This window comes from Coleofasciculus sp. E2-BRE-01 (assembly GCF_040221695.1).
GTDB lineage: Bacteria > Cyanobacteriota > Cyanobacteriia > Cyanobacteriales > Coleofasciculaceae > Coleofasciculus.
Genome location: NZ_JAVKEA010000127.1, coordinates 20,107 through 40,683, shown reverse-complemented (window position 1 = coordinate 40,683; position 20,577 = coordinate 20,107). Strand labels below are relative to the sequence as shown.

Annotated in this window: 14 protein-coding genes and 1 pseudogene; 10 read left to right on the top strand and 5 right to left on the bottom strand. The window is 46.6% G+C overall.

Features of this window, described 5'->3' with window-relative positions:
- From RIG66_RS15340 to RIG66_RS15325, 4 genes and pseudogenes are all read right to left on the bottom strand, one after another.
- Nucleotides 1-718: pseudogene (locus tag RIG66_RS15340) on the bottom strand (IS630 family transposase); the annotation flags it as partial.
- Between the two features lie 133 nt (nucleotides 719-851).
- Nucleotides 852-1,520 (bottom strand): hypothetical protein, encoded by a 669-nt coding sequence (locus RIG66_RS15335; RefSeq protein ID WP_446379420.1) that lies wholly within the window; start codon nucleotides 1,518-1,520, stop codon nucleotides 852-854.
- Between the two features lie 65 nt (nucleotides 1,521-1,585).
- Nucleotides 1,586-3,655: an S-layer homology domain-containing protein gene (locus RIG66_RS15330; protein ID WP_446379418.1), complete on the bottom strand. Its 2,070-nt coding sequence runs from the start codon at nucleotides 3,653-3,655 to the stop codon at nucleotides 1,586-1,588.
- A 280-nt stretch (nucleotides 3,656-3,935) separates the two neighbouring features.
- Nucleotides 3,936-4,571: a hypothetical protein gene (locus RIG66_RS15325; RefSeq protein WP_446379416.1), complete on the bottom strand. Its 636-nt coding sequence runs from the start codon at nucleotides 4,569-4,571 to the stop codon at nucleotides 3,936-3,938.
- Between the two features lie 359 nt (nucleotides 4,572-4,930).
- Here RIG66_RS15325 and RIG66_RS15320 point away from each other — a divergent pair, with 359 nt between their 5' ends.
- The 3 genes from RIG66_RS15320 (at nucleotide 4,931) to RIG66_RS15310 (ending at nucleotide 8,513) form a co-directional block, all read left to right on the top strand.
- Entirely contained in the window at nucleotides 4,931-6,961 is a 2,031-nt protein-coding gene (locus RIG66_RS15320) for a cation:proton antiporter domain-containing protein (RefSeq protein WP_446379424.1), read from the top strand.
- Nucleotides 6,962-7,097: 136 nt separating this feature from the next.
- Nucleotides 7,098-7,781 (top strand): actin-binding WH2 domain-containing protein, encoded by a 684-nt coding sequence (locus RIG66_RS15315; protein ID WP_446379414.1) that lies wholly within the window; start codon nucleotides 7,098-7,100, stop codon nucleotides 7,779-7,781.
- A gap of 33 nt (nucleotides 7,782-7,814) precedes the next feature.
- Nucleotides 7,815-8,513: a hypothetical protein gene (locus tag RIG66_RS15310; RefSeq protein ID WP_446379412.1), complete on the top strand. Its 699-nt coding sequence runs from the start codon at nucleotides 7,815-7,817 to the stop codon at nucleotides 8,511-8,513.
- 371 nt (nucleotides 8,514-8,884) lie between these two features.
- Here RIG66_RS15310 and RIG66_RS15305 read toward each other — a convergent pair whose 3' ends face one another.
- Nucleotides 8,885-9,352, bottom strand: coding sequence for a formylglycine-generating enzyme family protein (locus tag RIG66_RS15305; RefSeq protein WP_446379422.1), 468 nt, complete (start codon nucleotides 9,350-9,352; stop codon nucleotides 8,885-8,887).
- Between the two features lie 895 nt (nucleotides 9,353-10,247).
- Here RIG66_RS15305 and otsB point away from each other — a divergent pair.
- From otsB to RIG66_RS15270, 7 genes are all read left to right on the top strand, one after another.
- Nucleotides 10,248-11,798, top strand: a complete 1,551-nt coding sequence (gene otsB / locus RIG66_RS15300) for a trehalose-phosphatase (protein ID WP_446379410.1) — start codon at nucleotides 10,248-10,250, stop codon at nucleotides 11,796-11,798.
- The gene (locus RIG66_RS15295; protein WP_446379408.1) at nucleotides 11,791-14,199 is read left to right on the top strand and encodes a glycoside hydrolase family 65 protein; all 2,409 of its coding nucleotides are present in this window, start codon (nucleotides 11,791-11,793) and stop codon (nucleotides 14,197-14,199) included. The genes otsB and RIG66_RS15295 overlap by 8 nt, the downstream gene beginning before the upstream one ends.
- A 363-nt stretch (nucleotides 14,200-14,562) precedes the next feature.
- On the top strand, nucleotides 14,563-15,231 hold the full coding sequence (gene phoU / locus RIG66_RS15290) for a phosphate signaling complex protein PhoU (protein WP_446379406.1): 669 nt from the start codon (nucleotides 14,563-14,565) through the stop codon (nucleotides 15,229-15,231).
- A 333-nt stretch (nucleotides 15,232-15,564) separates the two neighbouring features.
- Nucleotides 15,565-17,775 (top strand): PhoX family protein, encoded by a 2,211-nt coding sequence (locus RIG66_RS15285; protein ID WP_446379404.1) that lies wholly within the window; start codon nucleotides 15,565-15,567, stop codon nucleotides 17,773-17,775.
- A 253-nt stretch (nucleotides 17,776-18,028) separates the two neighbouring features.
- The gene (locus tag RIG66_RS15280; RefSeq protein ID WP_446379402.1) at nucleotides 18,029-19,855 is read left to right on the top strand and encodes an iron uptake porin; all 1,827 of its coding nucleotides are present in this window, start codon (nucleotides 18,029-18,031) and stop codon (nucleotides 19,853-19,855) included.
- Between the two features lie 151 nt (nucleotides 19,856-20,006).
- Nucleotides 20,007-20,198 carry a hypothetical protein gene (locus tag RIG66_RS15275; RefSeq protein ID WP_446379400.1) on the top strand — a complete coding sequence of 64 codons (192 nt, stop codon included), beginning with the start codon at nucleotides 20,007-20,009 and terminating at the stop codon, nucleotides 20,196-20,198.
- A complete protein-coding gene (locus RIG66_RS15270) occupies nucleotides 20,191-20,532 on the top strand; it encodes a type II toxin-antitoxin system PemK/MazF family toxin (protein ID WP_446379398.1) in 342 nt (113 codons plus the stop codon). The genes RIG66_RS15275 and RIG66_RS15270 overlap by 8 nt, the downstream gene beginning before the upstream one ends.
- Nucleotides 20,533-20,577 lie beyond the last annotated feature (45 nt).

Genomic DNA, 20,577 nt, shown 5'->3' with positions numbered 1-20,577 from the left:
GCTTGTATCTAGAAATTCGACAAATCTCTTCTTATCTGAATGACGCATACAGCCCATGACATTGACTCTTCCCTTTCTTCGGTCTCCTCTAATTCGTTTTCGTTTCCCTTTTTTACACCAATCCTTTCTTCTAATTACCCTTAAACTAAATCCACTTTCATCCCAAAACCATACCTGGAGACGCTCCGGACTCTCTTTTTCTATTTTCAAATATGCTTCTATCTTTTCTTTAAATGCTTCTCTTTTTTGGGAGTCTCTTTTTGCTTCCAAGCTATATTTTGTCCAAAGGTAAGCGTACTTTGTTTCTCTCTAATATCCTCCGAACCTGTGAGCCACTTAACTGAATTCCTGTTTTTTCTTCTAAATATTTAGCCAATCTTTGGGTTGTCCATCGACCAAATTCGTATCCGAACTCTTCGGGACTTTTTTCGATTGTTTCCAGTAAAATATCAATATATTTATCTGTGGCTTTTTGATGGTTCCCTGACATTCTTCTATCTCTGAGACTTTCCAAGTTATCTGGGTCTCCATGAACGCACTAATAGCATACCTTATTTTGTGAGCAACCAATAAACTCCGCGATTTCTTGTTGTGTCTTGCCATCATTCAGCAATAATAGCATTAGAATTCTTTCTCTAATATCTGCATTATTCTCGGTTTTTAGAGCAACTTGTAATTTTTCTTTTTGCTCAGGTTTCAAATAATTTTTGGCTGGCATATTTTTTTCGTTTTTCGGATTTTCTATTTTGATTATACCCTATTTAAATGCCGAACAGCTTAATAAATTTTAACAAGCCGCAAGTCCTGACTGTTCCCCGTTACACACCGAGCGAAGCCGAGGTGTTCCCTGGTTATGACTTATAACTGGATTGACACTCTAACGGTTGGGCGACTTGTTTGAGTTTCAGATAAAAGTCCGAATCATCGGGCGGTGGCGTAAATTGATCAATGGGGTGGTGGTTAGTTTCGCGACGAGACCCATCCACTGGATCAGGAAGACTGGTAGGATTAGGAGAAAGTAGGTCTGGAGGTGTGCGATCGCGCTCTCTAACCCGTTCTGTTTCTGGTTCAGGCTGGGCGGGCATTTGCGGTGATGCTTCAACAGATTCTGTTGCCGATTCAGTGACAACAAATTCCTCTGACTCCGCCACCGCAACCGTAGAACTTGATTCAAACATATTCGGGAAACTCCCCATTAAGAACATCGATTCGGATGTTGTATCAACGGGGGCGTTCAAATCTTGCGGTAGTTTGCGACAAATCAACCGTTCAAACTCATGATTAAAGCGATAGATAGGCTGTTCTCGTCGCCCCCAGACGGCTAAAATTTGTTCAACCGAAATCGCCTTATACCGTCCCTGATACAAGGCTTCAATCACCGCCAAACGAATCCACTGGGCGGGATAGTCTTCAAACCAAAACTCAACTAATTCTGCCGCAGAATATCCCCTCAGTTCAAATCCATAGTGACTGAGTAACTCCACGGCATAAAAAATAGCTGAATCTATCTCATTCGTCATTTGTCATTTGTCATTTGTTATTTGCTCCCCCATCTCCCCCATCTCCCCCATCTCCCCCATCTCCCTCATTCTTGAACAATATACGGGGAATTGATAGCATTGACACGCCCTTGTTGCACTAAGGCTTGATACAGAAACGCCGTGGCATCGGCGCGGGTAGCGGCTTTTTTCGGGTTTAACCAGGTGGGTTTGGGATAATTGACGATAATCCCGGCTTGAGTAGCCGCCGCTACAGCAGATTGGGCGTAAATGGGAATATTATCTCGATCTTGGTAAATTTCCAAGTCGTTTCCCTCTGCCTCCGGTAAAGAAAGCCCCTGGACTAAGGAGACAATCAACTCCACCCGTCGTAAACTTTGTTGGGGGTGAAAGGTTTGGTCGGGGAAGCCGGAGAGGAAGCCGCCGCGATAGGCTTGACTAATCACGGCTGACGCCCAGAAGTTGGCGGAAACGTCGCTAAATTGAGTGGCGGGGCGGATGGGTGTGGGGTTAAAGACTTTCACCACTAACGCCGCATATTGCGCCCGATTTAAGGGCGCATCCGGTTTAAAGCTACCATCAGCAAAGCCGCTAATCAAATTTAATCCGGCGAGAGGGCGAATAAAATCAGCCGCCCAATGATTTTGAATATCAGTAAACGAGGGAACATACCCCTCCGGGTTAACAATATAAGGAGATGAGATAGCCGAGGCTTCGCCAGTTGAGACTAACGCCTGGTAAATTAAGGCAGCGACTTCAGCGCGGCTAATCGCTTGCATAGGGGCTAGTTCTTGAGGGCGGGGATAATTCACCACCAATTGTCGTTGTGTCGCCGTCGCAATGATGTCTGTCGCATAACTAGGAATTTGAGCGCGATCGCGGTAAAACAAAAGTAGGTTGCCATTCCCACTCCCTAATCCCAACCCATTCACCACCGAAACCAGCGCCTGGGTTCGGGTCAGATTTTGTTGGGGGCGAAATGTGCCATCCGGAAATCCCGAAATAAACCCCATACTCGCCGCCTTCCGAATCGCCGCCGCCGCCCAAAAGTTATCCGCCACATCGCGAAATGAACCCGATGTCGCCCCCACCTGGCGCGGTAAGTTAAACGTTTGGGCAATAATCGCCGCATACTGGGCACGGGTAATATTCGCTTCCGGCTTAAAGGTGCCATCGGGAAAGCCACTAATTAACTCCCGTTTGACTAATTCCTGAATAAACCGACTTGCCCAATGATTGCCCAAATCACTAAACTGAGTTGGACCCAGTGCTGATGCGGGAACCTCTGCTGCACTCAAGGTAACTGCACCAGAAATACGGGCAGGATTTAACAAGTTGCCCACCGAAACTAAGGTCAATGACGTACTATTTTGTAAATCAACATCACCATTATCTTGTAAGATATTCCCGGCTGGGTCTTGACGACTGCCTAAATTCGGTTGGGCAGACCCATTGACAATTAGCCCGCCATTGGTATTATTTTCAATCCGATTCCGGCGCAGAACGGGTTTAGCTTGGCGAGAGAGAACAATTCCCGCCTTATTATTGATTAACGTATTATCAGCAATTAAGGGAGCCGCATTATCACTCAGGGCAATACCATACCCCGTCCGTTGACAGCGATTGCGCCGCAGTTCCCCTTTGGCATTTCGCACCAGGAAGAGTCCACTAGAGGCATTGTCACTCAATTCATTATCCATAATCAGCGGTTTTGCCGTCCCCGTGACAAAAATCCCCTCCCGACCGCAACGAGTTAGAGTAGAATTCGCAATAATCGGGGCGCTGGATTCAATCCAAATCCCAGTTCCCTTCGCCACAGGATTCGTCACCGTCACCCCGCGCAATTCCGCTTGAGAATCGGCTCTAACGGTAATCGATTGACTGCCAAAACTGGGGCTATTATAATCACCACTACCCACCAGGATAATATCCTTACCTTTACTGGATTCATCGCCGATGACAATCATCCCAGAGGGAATCACAATCGGGAATCGCTCCCCGTTAGCTGCATTGTACATCCCCGATGCCAGGTAAATCGTGGTATCAGCCGTAGCTTGTCCGATCGCGTGGGTTAAGGTACGGAAGGGATCATCTGCAGAGCCGGTATTCCTATCCTGACCTGTGGTTGGATTGACATAAAGAGTGGATTGAACCATTCGTTTAGATAAAGTCACCTATAGTCATATTTACACGTAATATTCACGAAGCGCGATGGCGTTGGATTACTCTACCCTTCGGGAACGCCAAAGGCGAGTACGAGAAAGCGAGAGCCTACATTCTCAGAACCCAACCTACTTGCGTTGACATACTCCCGTTCGAGTTGCCCTTTATAGCACTACGCATTGAGGTTAGGACAATAAAATTAGGTGAAAAGGCAATAGGGAATAGGCAATAGGCAATAGGGGAATGTCCCAACGTATGCGCCTAGTGCTATACTCAATTTCCTGTATCAAAACCTAGGTTGACTGGACTAGCCTGAAACGGCATAGCTAAAACACCCAAAATCCGGCTCACCTCATTAATAAAATAGTCACGTTTATCAATAAAAACAGTCTTATCGCGTAACTCCAGAAATTTCCACTCCGTTCCCGTAGTTACCGCCCCATAAATACTCTCCCTCGGTTCCTCGTTGCTTTGATTAAACAGTTGAGCCGCAAGCATTTCAGCAATACACTGCGCCAAACGCGACTTAATATTTTCATTCTTAGCTTCAACCAGAGTAAGCACAGGAGTCCGAATTTCATAAGAGTCTGGGGAAGCCGTCAGAATATAATCACAATATCCATTCAAACCCGCGCTAGGAGCCACATTGAACTCCGACCCCGAGAAAAAGCCAATTTTAAACCCAAAGTGTCGCCGCACCTCCAAAAGCACAGGAGTAATAATTAACTCAGCCCGTGCCTTTTCGGTATTGATAGCCGTCGCCAGCGAAACATTTTCCGTTAACGTCTTATGCAGATACTCACTGGGCAGCAGTTCGGGGATGCCCGCAAATAAGTCATCCGGTTCTTCCAGACTTAACCCAAAGGATTCTCTAATGTGAGCCAAAGTTTTGAAGTCACTATATGCCATAGTAATTATCCTTGGTCAACAGTCCTTAGTCATTAGTCATTTGTCCTTTGTTAAGCAGCCAGCGATGTTATTCGTCACCTAACCCATTTTATCAAGAATCATTCATAATTCAGTTAAGGCAGGTTTAGGGACATCAGGGATACTAAAAAGGGGGAAACCAAAGCTATTCGAGTTCCTTCCCGGTTCCCTCTACCGTTTCCCTCCCGGTTCCCTCCCCTTTATAAGGGGAGGGTTAGGGTGGGGTTGATTTGGGGAGGGTTAGGGATGGTTCTTGCTCAAGGTATGGCTTTCTTTTTCAGCTTAAGTTGACACCAATGTTGTTAAACCCGCTCTACACCCTTAAAACATCCTCCTCTATGATGTATCCTACCTTAACGGCGGTTGCTTTATTCCCGAGTCCAATTACAGACCCTGTTGCCGTCTTCTTAACCATTTTGGCAATTATGTTAGTCGCGCCACTCTTGTTTGAACGGTTGCGACTTCCGGGTATTGTCGGCTTAATTCTAGCGGGTGTGATAGTTGGACCCAATGTCTTAGGGTTATTAGAACGGGATAGTACCATCATCCTCTTGGGAACGGTGGGACTCTTGTTTTTAATGTTCATGGCGGGACTCGAAACCAGCCTGGATGACCTAAAATATAACGCAGATAAAGCCGCAATTTTTGGGTTAGCCACATTCTCTTTACCCATGATTCTGGGTACGGTGGCAATGTTACTCCTGGGATATAGTTGGCTAGCCTCCATTCTAGTCGCGTCCTGTTTTGCCACCCATACACTTTTGGCATTACCTATCCTTACCAAGTTGGGATTAATGCGAACACAAACCGTAACCACGACGTTGGGAGGAACATTAATTACCAATGTTTTGGGACTCTTAGTTCTGGCAGTAGTCGTGAAAGCCGATGGCGGAAATCTGACCCTAGGATTCTGGTTATTTCTGATTCCCGCTCTCACTATCTATACAGTAGCAACATTATGGGGCGTACCCAAACTAGGGCGCTGGTTCTTTCGCCAATTTGGACATGATGAAGGAGCAGAGTTTATTTTTGTCCTCGCCACATTGTTTGTCGTGTCTTACGCGGCGGGATTAATTGAAATTGAACCGATTATTGGCGCATTTTTAGCCGGAATTGCGATTACCCAAATTATTCCTCAATTGAGTCCGTTAATGAATCGGATTCAGTTTATTGGCAATACCTTATTTGTGCCATTCTTTTTGATTTCTGTGGGGATGTTAATTGACCCGTTAATTTTAGTCAAGCAGCCGAAATCAATCTTGGTGGCGTTAGTGATGATTGGCGCGGAAATGGTGAGTAAGTTTGGCGCGGCTTGGATACCGGGAAAGCTGTTTGGGTTTCAATTTTCTAGTATTATGGTCATGTTTGGGTTGTCCATGGCACAGGCGGCGTCTACCTTGGCAGCGATTACAGTAGCCTACGAAATTAAACTGGTAGATCAGTTAACCGTAAATGGAATAATTGCCATGATTTTAGTCACCTGTGTCGCCTCGCCTTGGATTACCGAACGCTGGGGAAAACAGGTGAAACCTCACGGACAACAGGAGGGAGGAAATCAAGGAAAACCGCCATCGTTGGCAAAGCGGGTGTTAGTTCCAGTGGCGAATCCCAAGACGGAAGATAATTTATTACAATTGGCATTAATTTTGGCAAAAACAGCCAAGGGAACCTTACTTCCGCTGCATGTTTTATCGGATAAAACCGGACTCATTTCCCCAGAGGCGAAAATGCTACAAACCCAGCTTTTAGCGGCGGCGGAACGCATCGCCCATGCAGCCGTAACCAAAGTAGAACCGATTGGGCGGGTAGATGATACGATTGACCGAGGGATTACCCGCACCGCAGCCGAACGAGAGGCGACGTTGATTATTTGCGGCTGGAAGGGGTATTCCACGACTCGTGAGAGCTTTTTTGGCAGTGTGATTGATAATGTTATCTGGCGCTCTCAGGTTCCGGTATTAATTGCCCGATTCTCGCAGCCAATTGAGAATACTGCACGAGTGGTGTTGGCGGCGACGGATCAGGAGACGGTATCGGTAACCTTTAAACCGACGGTGATGTTAGCGCAAACCTTAGCAGGGGCGTTGAAAGCCACGTTTCGATTGGTGATTGTGGTGACGGGAGTCGGGGAGTTTGCCTGTCAGCCAAGGGAGTGGGGGTTGGCAAATACAAGTGAGTTGGTGCAAGTGCGGGGGAATTTTGTACAGAATGTGTCGCGGATGGTGCAACGTCATGATTTACTGATTTTGACGGCAAGTACCCATCCCAGCTACCTTTTGGCGATTCCTACATTGGGGGGAGAACCGGAGGCGATCGCACGGACGCAGCAAGACACGTCTATCATTGTCGTACATTTTCCCAGCAGTAGCTGAGAACGGTGGGGATGTTATTGACCCATAGCTGTAGAGGCGAGTTTGTGTGACCCACTTGTCCGCAAAACTCGCTCTCCCTGCGCTCCTGCTATAGTCGAGGAATGTAGAGATTCGACTTGTATACCCGGAGGACAGGATGAATCACTTTTCCAGTTTGATGTCTTTTTTACGCGATCGCAAGGCATTTTTAACCGAGGTTGAGAAGGACATCGGACTCGACCGTAAAATTGTTTCATTGTTAGTGTGTAGTGCCTCCTTTCTGGCGTTGTACGGCTTGGTGATTGGGGCGTCGAGTCATTGGCTTCAGGCGATTAGTTCAGCGATTAAGTTGCCGGGTCTTTATTTAATCACACTGCTGGTTTGTCTGCCCAGTTTATATATTTTCGAGGTGGTGACGGGTTCACAGCGCAACTTTCGCCAATATTTGGTGTTGCTTTTAGCCACCACGTCAGTGATCAGTGTCATGCTTTTGGCGTTTGTTCCCGTGGTCTTGTTTTTCCTGCTCTCGGTGAATGATTACAATTTCTTTAAGTTACTCAATGTGGTCATTTTTGCCTTAACTGGCGTGATCGGTGTCCAATTTTTCTACCAAAGCATGAAATTACTGCATTCTCATTCTCAAGATACGGATAAATCCCGTAATTTGAAGGTTGTGCAAGCTTGGTTATTTCTATACGGTTTTGTTGGCAGTCAGTTGGGTTGGTCACTGCGACCCTTTTTTGGTAATCCAGGAAAAGACTTTGCGCTGTTTCGTCCCTTAGAGAGTAATTTCTATGTGCATATTTGGAAAACTCTTACTCACGCTCTAGGATTAAACTAAACCAAATAATTTCATCGTCCAGGAGATACGTTCATGCTAAATGATGTAGCAGAATTGCCGATTACTCCAGCGGAATTAGAGCAAAGCGGGGGTTTAGATCTAAGTGCGGGACTGGTGACAACGGTTTACCGTGGGGTATTTTGGCGAAATCCGCAACATCTGCGATCGCTCCTGTTTATTGAGGTCTTTAGTTTAGGTCTAATTCTGATTTTTGTTATGCCTGTGGGGTTTCTGGCGGTGAAGCGATCGGAGAATTTACCAAGTGATGGGGCGGACATTGCCAATTTATTTCTATTATTTTTGGCGGGATCAGTCTTAATTTTGGCATTGGGAAATATTTGGCTTGTGAATCAGGCAAAACGCTGGAAATCTGTAGCTAAGTTGTTACGGCAAGTGGATAAGTACAATCGTGTAGTTAAATCCCTAGCCATGCTGAATCAACTGAGTCGGACTGGAAATAATCTGCAAGGGGATAACTCGTTAGAAGGTGAAAAGGTATTGAGGGCTTTACGGGTAACTAAAAACAGTTTACTGCAAGCAATTAAGATAGAAATTATTCGCACGAAACAAGGGGTGATGGCACGACCGGATGAATTGATGGTTACATTAGAGAATAATTTAACCAGTTTGGTTGCGGGAGAACTTAATCCGCCAACGGATCAGTATGGTTATTTGCTCGATGAAGCGCTGCAAATTGCGATGAGTGTGGAGCAACAAATGCGAGATTTGTAAGTCGAGATAAAATCATGAAATAAATTTATTTTCTTTACGCTAAAGTAAGTCTTTGAACCCGTTTTCAGTAAGCCCTAACACCAGCCAACCAGCCAAGAACTCAAGTTCTTGGCTAAAAGCTCAAGTCGTCTAAAGACGACTCATACCAAGTTGCGTTCTATCATGTCATTGGAGAGCGAAGCGGAGGAACGAAACGAAGCATCTCTCCAGATTCGGACGAAAAGTTACTCGCGATCGCTTGACATGATAGATTTTAATTTTGATTACTTATCTGCCGCTAAATGCTATTACTAAATGGACTTCCATATCATACAAAATTACGGCTTTGAAGCCAAAAAAGTTAAGAGGGGAAGAAGGTAAAAGAGAAAAGGCTACGGAATAATCCTGGGTGCGACACTCACCACACGCAACCCGAAAGAGAAGCTACTGAAGCCGGGGAAGTCATAGTAACGGTAGGCACAACGGCAGTTATTTGGGTAGAAGTCCCAACTACCGCCGCGCAGTATTCTTGTAGTGTTTTTATCACTCAACCAAGCACTGCCATCTGTTGGCGCACTTTTATAACTATCGTGATAGTCATCTTCGCACCACTCGTATACATTTCCGTGCATATCGTAGAGTCCGAAAGCATTGGCAACCTGAAAATATCCAACTGGTGTGGTTTGTCCTCGATATTCTCCTTTGGGACTCTCGCCATAAGTATAGTTGCCGTTATAGTTCACATAGTCAGTGGTAATAATCTTGCCAAAATGAAAAGGAGTCGTAGTTCCAGCACGACAGGCATATTCCCATTCGGCTTCCGTGGGGAAACGATACTCTTTTTTTGTCCTTTGACTCAGCCGCGCACAAAATATCTAGACGCTGTAGGCTATTCGGATACTATTATTTGGCTGATGAAGAGATACCGTTTGGAATTTTGTTAAGTAAGGCAGGCAATCGAATCAACCAGAGTCTATAGGCGCACAACTTCTCCGATTATACTGTTTATTGAATCATGGAAACTGTTTTTTTGTCAACCTGTTTCATCCTAAGAAATTAGGTTCTGATACCAACAGGTGAGGACAGGGCGACCCGACCGAATTGAGTGGATAGCGTTGTTCATTGATGCAAGCGGGTCGCCCCTACATGGCGGCGAGCAGGCAAATTAACAGGATGAAGGGAATATTCAAGAATTTTCTGCCAGGGAAGGCAGGCAATTGAATTAACCAGAGTCTATAGGCGCAAACCTTCTCCGATTATACTGTTTGTTGAATTATAGAAATAGTTTTTTTGTCAACCCGTTTAATCCTAAGAAATCAGGTTCTGATACCAACAGGTGAGAACAGGGCGACCCGACCCAATTGAGTGGATAGAGTTGTTCATTTATACCAGCGGGTCGCCCCTACATGGCGGCTATTAACCTTCTGCCTTTTGCCCTACATTGGGTGACGCGATCGCACAATGTTTAAGAAAGATCTAACGCTTGGTTAACAAAGATCTAAACAGAGAAGCCAGTAAGCTTTTTGACCTGTTGGCGATTAGAGTAAAATCTGAACCAAGATACAGGATTTTTGTGTCAACTCATGGTAATACGTCCCGACAGCGCAAATTCCTCTAAAGACTGAGGCGATACCATTTAATCCCCCAGTACACTAACCAACAGATAAGGATTACTCCTTGATCTTTTGGTCGTGCAATCGTCCGAAACTATTCCGGAGGTATCGCGCCAAGTGGTGAACGACTATCAGCTAAGTTATGAGCGAAAACCAGTATAAAGCGGTCATTTTAGATCTCGATGGCGTCATTACCCAGACGGCGCGTTTACACGCTAAAGCTTGGAAGCAGATGTTTGATGATTATCTGCACCAACGTTCCCAACGCCAGGGAGATGATTATACGCCCTTTGATATTGATGCGGATTACCACGAGTACGTGGATGGGAAGCCGCGTTATGACGGGGTAAAAAGCTTCTTAGCCTCCCGTGGGATTGAATTACCCCAAGGAAATCCTGATGATTCCAGTGATCAGGAAACCATCTGTGGGCTGGGGAATCGCAAAAATCAGCTTTTTCTGGATGTCATGCAACAGGAAGGCGTGGAAACCTATTCTGATACAGTAGAGCAGATTCATCACTGGCGAAACCAGGGCGTGAAAACGGCGGTTGTCTCTTCCAGTCGCAACTGTAAAGCGATTTTGGATAAGGCGGGGCTGACGCATCTGTTCGATACAAAAGTTGATGGCGTTGATTCTGCACAACTGAACCTCAACGGTAAACCTGCACCCGATATCTTTTTACAAGCCGCCCGTGAACTTGCTGTGGAACCGGAAAATGCGATCGCAGTCGAAGATGCGATATCTGGTGTGAAAGCAGCAAAGGCGGGACATTTTGGTTTAGTCGTGGGTGTGGTACGCGATAGCGGTGGTGACGCTTTACGCCAACATGGTGCGGATGTCGTGGTTCGCGATTTACGCGATATCTCGGTTAAGCCAGAGAAAACCCCTCAATCCCTACCCTCAGCCCTAGAACAAATTAACTCAATTGAAACTCGGCTGCGCGATCGCCAATTAGCCTTATTTACCGATTATGATGGTACGCTGACGCCGATTGTACAACGTCCTGAAGCCGCTACCCTGTCTCAGGAAATGCGATCGCTACTGCTACAGTTATCCGATCAGGTAATTGTGGCGGTAATCAGTGGACGGGATTTGGCGGATGTGCAGAACATGGTGGGTATCGATAAACTCTACTATGCAGGTAGCCACGGCTTTGATGTAGCAGGCGGTGGTATCCAAATGCAGCAACAGCAAGCCCAAGCCAGCCTCCCGGAATTAGATGAGGCGGAAAACCAGCTACGGGAACAACTTAAACCCATTCCTGGGGCAAAGGTGGAACGGAAACGGTTTGCAATCGCACTTCATTATCGAGAAGTGGCTGAGTCAGATATAGAACCGATTCAAGCCATTGTTGATCAGGTGGTTCAAAACCATCCACAGCTACGCCAAAGCAGTGGCAAAAAGATATTTGAACTACAGCCAGACGTACCCTGGGATAAAGGGCGTGCTATCTGTTGGTTGCTGGATAAACTTGACATCAATACCCCAGATGTGCTGCCGATGTATTTAGGCGACGATACCACCGATGAAGACGCCTTCCAAGCATTACGCGATCGCGGGATTGGCATTCGCGTGGGTATGCCAGACGAACCCACCCAGGCTAACTATTATCTGCAAAACCCCGACGAGGTGAAGCAGTTTTTTCAAGCATTATTGAAGACACTCAACGAAAGGAATTTGAATCGTGGCTGAACGACAAACGCACGATTGGCAACTAATCTATCCCAACTGGAAACCCGAACAACAGGGATTACGAGAAGCGCTTTGTACCTTGGGGAATGGCTACATTGCCACACGCGGCGCTTTCGAGGAGGTGAATGCCGGAGGTCCCCATTATCCCGGTACTTACTTAGCTGGGGGGTATAATCGGCTGGAAACCAATATAGCGGGTCGTGTCCTGGAAAGCGAAGATCTGGTCAATTTTCCCAATTGGCTTCCCCTGAACTTTCGCCCCAAAGATGGTGACTGGTTCGATATTGATGCCGTTGACGTACTGGATTTTTCCTATCGTTTAGATGTAAAGAGTGGCGTGTTGGAACGAAAAGTGCGGTTCCGCGACGCCAACGAGCGCGAATTTACCCTCACCAGCCGCCGGATTGTGCATCAAGAAAACCCCCATTTAGCCGCGATTGAATGGCGGCTAATTGCCCATAATTGGTCAGGAGAAATCGAGATTCGTTCGGCACTCGATGGGACTGTATCCAATCAGAATGTTGAGCGTTATCGACAGCTTAATAGTAAGCATTTGGACATCCTGGAGACTGGCTATGAAGGCGAAGACGCGATCTTTCTAAGTGTTTGCACCAATCAATCTCATATCCGCATGACTCAAGCGGCGCGAACCCAAGTCTTCGAGGGCGATGTGGTGGTGCCGACTCAGCGAGAACGTCGGGATGAGAATGGACGGATTGCCCAGCACTTAGTTGTACCCTGTCAGCAACAGAAGGAACTGCGGGTTGAGAAAATTGTCGCGATTTATACATCCAGGGACTTTGCCATCAGCGAACCTGGACTAGAAGCTAGGAAGACGGTACGCCGAGCGTCAGGCTTTGCTGATTTATTGCGATCGCACCAGCGGAAATGGCGTCATCTCTGGAGTATTGCGGATATTAACCTGGAAAACGGCGATGTGAAAACCCAGTTTATTTTACGGTTACATATCTTCCATCTGCTGCAATCCTCCTCGCCCAATACCATTGATCGGGATGTAGGCGTACCGTCACGAGGTTGGCATGGGGAAGCTTATCGCGGACATATCCTCTGGGATGAGTTATTTATTTTTCCCTTCCTGAATCTGCGCCTCCCCGAATTGACCCGTTCTCTGCTCATGTACCGTTACCGCCGCCTCACCGAAGCGCGGCATTTAGCCTGTACAGCCGGGTACAAGGGCGCAATGTTTCCCTGGCAAAGTGGTAGTGATGGACGCGAGGAAAGCCAGGAATTGCACCTGAATCCTCGTTCTGGACGTTGGATTCCAGATAACTCCAATTTTCAGCGACACGTCAATGCGGCAATTGCGTATAACGTTTGGCGGTACTACCAAGCGACGAATGACCTAGAATTTCTCTCGTATTACGGCGCAGAACTCTTGCTGGAACTGGCTCGTTTCTGGGCAAGTATTACGATATATAACGCAGAGCGCGATCGCTATGAGATCCGTAGCGTTATGGGTCCAGATGAATTCCACACCCATTATCCCGATACCGATACACCGGGACTCAACAACAATGCTTACACCAACGTGATGGCGGCATGGGTACTACGTTGTGCCAGTGGCGTGTTAAGCTTACTCGACGAAAAGCGCCGCGAAGAGTTGACCGAGGTTCTGGGCATCGGGGACGAAGAACTGGTTCGCTGGGAAGAGATTAGTCGTAAGATGTTTGTGCCGTTCCATGAGGAAGGAATAATTAGCCAGTTTGAGGGGTATGAGAATCTCAAGGAGTTTGACTGGGAAGGTTATCGGGAAAAATACGGTGATATCCAGCGCCTTGATCGAATCTTAGAGGCGGAAGACGAGGATGCGAACTGCTACAAAGCCAGCAAGCAGGCGGATGTACTGATGTTGTTCTATCTGTTCTCGTCGGAGACGTTGCAGGATCTATTTGAATATATGGGCTACCCCTTCGATGCTGAAACTATCCCCCGCAATATCGACTATTATATGCAGCGAACCTCCCACGGTTCCACGCTCAGCCGGATGGTGCATTCCTGGGTGTTATCCCGATCTGACCGAGAAAAAGCATGGAAATTCTTTAAAGAGGCTCTCCATAGCGACATTGATGACATTCAGGGAGGTACAACGCCTGAAGGTATCCACTTAGGAGCGATGGCGGGAACAGTGGATCTGATGCAACGGTGTTATACTGGGTTGGATATTCGCGATCAGGTCTTGTGGTTAAATCCGTCTCTGCCCAACGAATTATATGATGTACGCCTGCGATTGCGTTACCGAGGGCATTGGCTATCACTGCGACTAACTGATGAAAAGCTCACCGTTTCCTTTGATCGCGGCTGGTCACAACCAGCTTGCATTGGCTTCCAAGGTAAAGTGTATGAGATGGTAGAAGGGGAGACAAGGGAGTTTGGAGTTTGAATTGGCTTGAGGGAGCAGAGGTGCAGAGGTGAACAGATGAGGTGCAAAGGTTGACACTCAACACTTCCCCCCTTGCCAGCAGGGTACTTTACTCCAATTTAACCTAGATCTGCTATCAATAGAAGTAGACAGAATTGAATTTGTCCTAGGGCAAGTCAACTAACCCGCCCATACCAAGTATGGACGAGGCTAACTGTACCCCGTACAGGGGAGACGCCTAAAACGATTAGGCAATTGGGTAAAAACTAACTGTACTTCTTTCTACCCACCACTTTGTATCAGTAAATTGAGTTAGGAGGTGTGGCTTTCCTCCCAGCCCATACCACAGTATGCAGGAGGTATCCAGCCACAAACTAGAATGAGGTGAGTCTATCTTCTGCAAACCGCCCTTGCGATCGCAATCACTTTAAACGCGCCCTTAACCGCTTAGAGCAGGATGTACTGCGGATGGGTGCATTGGTGGAAAATTCATTCCGCCTTGGTCATCAAGCTTTATTTTACCAAAATCTGGAGGCAATCCAGGAAATTACCTCCGTTGAGAAACGAATTGATCGCTACTACCGCCATATAGAAATAGAGTGTGCCTCTCTGCTCACACTTCAATCGCCAGTGGCACAAGATCTACGTCTGGTGAGTGCATTGATGCAGTTAATCCGAGATTTGGAACGGATTGGTGATTATGCTGAAGATTTAACGGAAATTTCAGTCAAATTATTCGCTTACCCACCTCATCCGTGTATGCCCCAAATTGAAGAAATGTCCCACCATGCTCAAGCGATGTTAGCATCAAGTTTAGCCTCATTAGCGGATCTAGATGCGACGGCTGGACAAGCGGTTAAAGTATTAGATGATAAAGTCGATAATGCTTACGACAAGCTGTATCACACGTTAGCCTTTCAGCGAGATATTCCAGGCGTAGTTGAGCCAATTGTCCTCTTGGTCTTGGCGATTCGTCATATCGAGCGCATGGCTGATCATGCGACCAACATCGGTCAACGAGTGACCTATATTGTTACAGGTCATCGTTCCTAGAGAAGGCAGGAGGCAGAAGATTGTAGGGGCAGGTTTAGAAACTGTAGGGGCGGGTTTAGGAACTGTAGGGGCGGGTTTAGGAACTAACGCTAGCTTTTTACCAATAACTGAACAACAAAACCCGCCCTACCCCACCAATAACTAAACAACAAAACCCGCCCTGCCTCACCGATAACGGAACAACAAAATCTGCCCTTGTTCATTAAAAGCAGCTTAACCAAACGATTACCAATACTTTACCCCTTTATAACCTGCACCCTTTAGGATATCCTTGCATTGCATCTAGGATATTCCTCTAATAAAACCCAAATCTGAAAGGGGGAATGATGAGCTATGGCTCTCAAACGTCGTGATTTTTTGCTATTTCTGGGAGCTAGTGCAGGAACGATAGCACTGGGTTCTTATCGTACTCCGGCTCAGAATGGTTCTGGTTCATTACCCCAAATTAACCCGAATACAGATAATCTGAGTTTTAAACCCGTCAAGAGTCCCTTACCGTTAGAAACCGATCGCCTAGACTCAACGAAACAAATCGAAGCCTACAGCCACTATGAGGTGGTTGATGATTTAGTATTACCAGAAGGCTTTACCTACGATGTTATCGGCGCTTGGGGAGATCCGGTGGGGGATTCTCGCTTTGGTTATAACAATGATTATTTATCGTTTATAGAAACAGGTCAAAATGAAGGATACCTGACCATTAATTTTGAATATATTAGCGGTGGCACCTGGATGCAAACCTATTCTCAGGTCATCGGTGAATCATTACCATTTGAGGAAGTCAAAGCGGTGGCGGCGAAGAGTGATGGTAAGATTAATGCCTTTGCTTTACCCGATGCTGATCCGCTAAAAGCCAAAATTCGCCAGATTTCCCAAGCTGGCTTGATTGATCAGGGATTGGGTGTGAGTTCAATTCGGCGAACTGCTGATGGAACCTGGATGCGGACGAATTCTGCGGCGGATCGACGGATTACCGGAATCTCTGGATTAGCAGACGATCGCTATCTTAAAGCAACGGGTCCTGCTGTCGCGGTTTTCCGCAAGACTCAAGCACAAGGGTATAGTGATGGCTTAGGCGATCGCATTATTGGTACATTCCAAAATTGTGCTGGCGGAACCACCCCTTGGGGAACGGTATTCAGTGCAGAGGAAAATTTTCAAGACCAAGTGCCAGAACCCGTTTACGCTGATGGTACGTCCTTTGACCCCGCCGCGCTTCCGTTTATTATTAACGATTACGTTGTCGATGGGCGAGGTAATGTTTTTGGCTTAGCTGGGAATAAATATGGGTGGATGGTAGAAGTTGATCCGGCTAATGCCAATGATTACGGCACAAAGCACACTTGGCTAGGTCGATTCCGTCATGAAGCCGTGGCGTTTAAGGTTGTATCGGGGAAACCCTTAGCGGTATATTCGGGATGCGATCGCAGAGGGGGTCATCTGTATAAGTTTGTCAGCAAAAACACGGTTAATGATCCAACCGATAAAGCCAATTCCCGTTTAATGACCGAGGGAATGCTGTACGCGGCGGTATTTGCACCGGATGGGACAGGACGCTGGATGGCATTAACACCCAGTACCCCCGTTAACCCCGTATTACCCAGTACCGTAGAAGGCAGCTTAGTCCCCTTACCCAAACGTCCCCAGGGAGGCATTGTTGAGGTGACAACCGATGCAGAAGCCTTAGCGTTTAAACAGCAGTTTGCCACACTGGGGGATCTATACCAAGGGAATGATATTGAAAAACAGGGAGCAATTTTAATCGACGCCCATTTTGCCGCTAATGCTGCTGGTGCAACCACCACCGCCCGTCCTGAAGATACAGATATGGCGGCGGATGGTTCCCTGTATATCGCCTTTACCTCTGGGAGTCCAGGGGGAGATGGCGGACCCGACAAGCGCGTTTTCCAGGGACCTCAAGGAGAAACTCCCTGGGAATATGGCTGGATTCTGCGTCTGGTAGAAGACCAAGATGATCCCGCCGCGATGACATTTCGCTGGGACTCCTTTGCCATGGGGGGCGAACCCGCTGAAGGGGGCGCTGGATTTTCTAATCCCGATAATTTGGAATTTGACAACAATGGCAATGTGTGGATGGTGACGGATATATCTACCTCCAAACACAATCAGCCCGTAACCAGTCGGGTCAATGACCAAGGTGAATCCATAAGTCAAACTGATATCCTGGGAATTTTTGGCAACAATTCGATCTGGTGTATGCCCACCTCTGGGCAAATGGCGGGAAATGCTTACTTATTTGGCATTGGACCGATGGAATGTGAAACCACTGGACCCTTTTTTAGTCCTGATCAAAAAACCCTATTCCTCGCCGTACAACACCCTGGGGAAAAATACGGTATCCGCAAGGATAACCAGGCTGAAACTCGTGAATTTGTGATAAAAACCCTCGATGGGGAAGAATTCCGGCAAGAACGTTATGTTCCTTTAGGGTCTAACTGGCCCCATAAAGGTACAAGCGAGCCACCCAAGCCAGCCGTCGTCGCAATTCGGCGATTGGATAACCAACCGATTACTATGGCATAAAATACTCTTAATAGAGATGTAATATGCTATATCTCCACATTTCTACATTAATTGATTCAGATAAATAATTCTAATCTTTTCGTGGTATCCAGCTCAACAGCTTTGATTTAGAATCTATTTCTTAGAGGATAAAAACGTGTAACAGTTAAAGTGTAAAATTAGTGATATGTTTTGAGTAAACGAAAAAAAGCTATTGCTCATTCAGTCCAATTGGTTTACAGTTTTGGCATGGAAGTAGGTGTGAGGATTGTTCATGATTATGTCAACTCTATTCTGGAAAACGGTAAAGGCAAGTCCTGTCCTGTTACTTGCCTCTTTATTCGTCGCTAGTGGTGCATCGGCGGCTGAGTCAAATTCCCATCAGACGGCTGCTGATCTGTCTACAGCCGCGATAAATTTGGACGCTGAACCGACAGCATCAATCAGTCCCACGTTAGATGATGCAGCACTGACTGAACCCATCCCAGCAACGGATACGCCTCAACCCAGCGTAACCGTTAGTCCCGCATTTCAACTGGCAGATAGTACCTTCCCTGAACCCGTTCCGGCGGCTGGAGATACCTCAGTTGAGTCGAATCAGGAAGTTTTGCAGCAAATCCAGCGCTATGGCAATGAAGGATCTACCTCTCTTGACCAAGTAACCAGCGTGGGTCAGTTGCGAGACGTTTCGCCAGGTGACTGGGCGTATGAAGCGCTGCGAAGCTTAGTTGAACGCTATGGCTGTATTGCGGGATATCCAGATGGTACCTATCGAGGCAATCGCGCCTTAACTCGTTACGAATTTGCCGCTGGTTTGAATGCTTGTTTACAACAAATTGAACGTTTGCTTGTAAATGGTGACGAAATTCCCGATTTAGAAACCTTACGGCGGTTAATTCAGGAGTTTGAGGCAGAATTGGCAACCCTGGGTGCGCGGGTGGATAACCTCGAAGGGCGCGTGGCGTTCTTGGAAGACAATCAATTCTCCACGACGACTAAGTTGAAAGGGGAAGTCATCTTTGCCTTGGCTGACACCTTTGGTGATTCCACTGAAGCTGTTGGTGATGACGATGAAACTAATGTCATCTTCGCTGACCGAGTACGCTTGAACTTGGAAACCAGCTTTACGGGAAGAGACCGTTTGAGAACCCGTTTGCAAGCCCGCAATATTAGTTCATTTAGCGGGGATTTAACGGGTACCAACATGACCCGCTTAGGGTTTGATGGCGATAACGGTAACGATGTTGAAATTGATGAGCTGTGGTATCGTTTTCCTTTCGGTGAAAAAATTTCCGTGCAAATAGATGCTACTGGGGTAGAGTATCAGGATACCGTTATTGATCCGATCAATCCTTACTTTGCTAGTAGTGGTAGTGGTGCTATCTCACGCTTTGGGCGTTTCAACCCCATCTATCGCGCTGAAACGGGTGGTCCGGGAATAACCGCAACATTTAACGTGAGCGACGCCTTGTCACTGTCTGCTGGTTACGTTGTTGATGGGGGCGGCAGCAATCCTTCTGACGAGAATGGTCTGTTTGACGGCAACTATGCTGCTCTAGGTCAGGTTGCCTTTACACCGACTGAGAATATTTCCATAGCAGCAACCTATCTGCACTCCTACTACAATGGCGGTGAGGTTAACGTTACAGGAAGCACAGGAAGTGGCTTTGCCTCTGATCCTTTTGGTGACGACGATACGGCGACTTCGGTTGATGCCTATGGTATACAAGCCAACGCACTATTTGGCAAGTTTTCTGTTGGCGGTTGGGTTGGATATCAAGACGCTGAAGCTGAATCGGGTGCTAACGAAAATGCTGATGCCGATATTTGGAACTGGGCTGTCAACTTAGCACTCCTAGATGTTGGTGGTGAGGGTAATAAACTTGGTTTTATATTCGGGATGCCACCCAAAACCACAGACAACGATATAGCTACTCGTGAAGATGACGACACTTCTTATCACCTAGAAGCCTTCTATCGCTATCAACTCACTGACAATATCGCTATCACTCCGGGTGCTTTTGTCATCTTCAATCCTGAACATGATGATGACAACGATACCCAGTTTGTCGGTACTATCCGCACTGTCTTCAGTTTCTAAGCCTGTTTTAGCTGTCATTGACAATTTAATCATCAGGTGTAGGGGTACAGCAATGCTGTACCCCGATTAATTTTCATCTTTATTAATCAATCACGCGATCGCTTAAGTAATTGCCTATGCTAACGTCTAAATATATGCTGGATTAAAGCTCATGACTGCATCAACTAAAAAGATTCTTCAGACCTTTGATCAGTTGCCTGATTCAGAGCAGCTTGAGATTGCCGTAGAAATCTTGAAGCGGCTTGTCCATTTTGACTTTCCACCATTGACAGATGAAGATTTTGTATTCAATGCTGAAGAGTTGTTCTTGACACTAGACCAACAAGAAGCCGATTATGAGTAGTCCTGATCGTGGCGAAGTCTGGCTTGTCGATCTGGGCTATGTGGCAAAAGTTAGACCATGCTTATTAGTCAGTATACCTACTCTCAACCAAGATCGTGCGCTAGTTACTCTAGTGCCTCACACTACAAGTCCAAGAGGTTCCCGTTTTGAGGTAAATATCAAAGCCAGATTCCTGAAACCAGGAGTCTTCGATGTCCAGAGCATTATCACAATTCTTCATGTTAAGCTACTGAGAAAACTGGGTGAATTAAACTCAGAGCAGTTAGGGCAAGTCGAAGATGCTTTGCTATTCTGGCTAGGGTTTGAGAAAAAAACTTCTGATGATGAGGCATAATTATGATTAGCGCTAACGCCAGTTTTAGATAAAAATAAACTAATA

What these genes read in the sequence shown, in the direction of transcription:
- RIG66_RS15335 (WP_446379420.1), bottom strand. Translation starts at nt 1,520, where the DNA reads ATGACGAATGAGATAGATTCAGCTATTTTTTATGCCGTGGAGTTACTC.
- RIG66_RS15330 (WP_446379418.1), bottom strand. Translation starts at nt 3,655, where the DNA reads ATGGTTCAATCCACTCTTTATGTCAATCCAACCACAGGTCAGGATAGG.
- RIG66_RS15325 (WP_446379416.1), bottom strand. Translation starts at nt 4,571, where the DNA reads ATGGCATATAGTGACTTCAAAACTTTGGCTCACATTAGAGAATCCTTT.
- RIG66_RS15320 (WP_446379424.1), top strand. Translation starts at nt 4,931, where the DNA reads ATGTATCCTACCTTAACGGCGGTTGCTTTATTCCCGAGTCCAATTACA.
- RIG66_RS15315 (WP_446379414.1), top strand. Translation starts at nt 7,098, where the DNA reads ATGAATCACTTTTCCAGTTTGATGTCTTTTTTACGCGATCGCAAGGCA.
- RIG66_RS15310 (WP_446379412.1), top strand. Translation starts at nt 7,815, where the DNA reads ATGCTAAATGATGTAGCAGAATTGCCGATTACTCCAGCGGAATTAGAG.
- otsB (WP_446379410.1), top strand. Translation starts at nt 10,248, where the DNA reads ATGAGCGAAAACCAGTATAAAGCGGTCATTTTAGATCTCGATGGCGTC.
- RIG66_RS15285 (WP_446379404.1), top strand. Translation starts at nt 15,565, where the DNA reads ATGGCTCTCAAACGTCGTGATTTTTTGCTATTTCTGGGAGCTAGTGCA.
- RIG66_RS15280 (WP_446379402.1), top strand. Translation starts at nt 18,029, where the DNA reads ATGATTATGTCAACTCTATTCTGGAAAACGGTAAAGGCAAGTCCTGTC.
- RIG66_RS15275 (WP_446379400.1), top strand. Translation starts at nt 20,007, where the DNA reads ATGACTGCATCAACTAAAAAGATTCTTCAGACCTTTGATCAGTTGCCT.
- RIG66_RS15270 (WP_446379398.1), top strand. Translation starts at nt 20,191, where the DNA reads ATGAGTAGTCCTGATCGTGGCGAAGTCTGGCTTGTCGATCTGGGCTAT.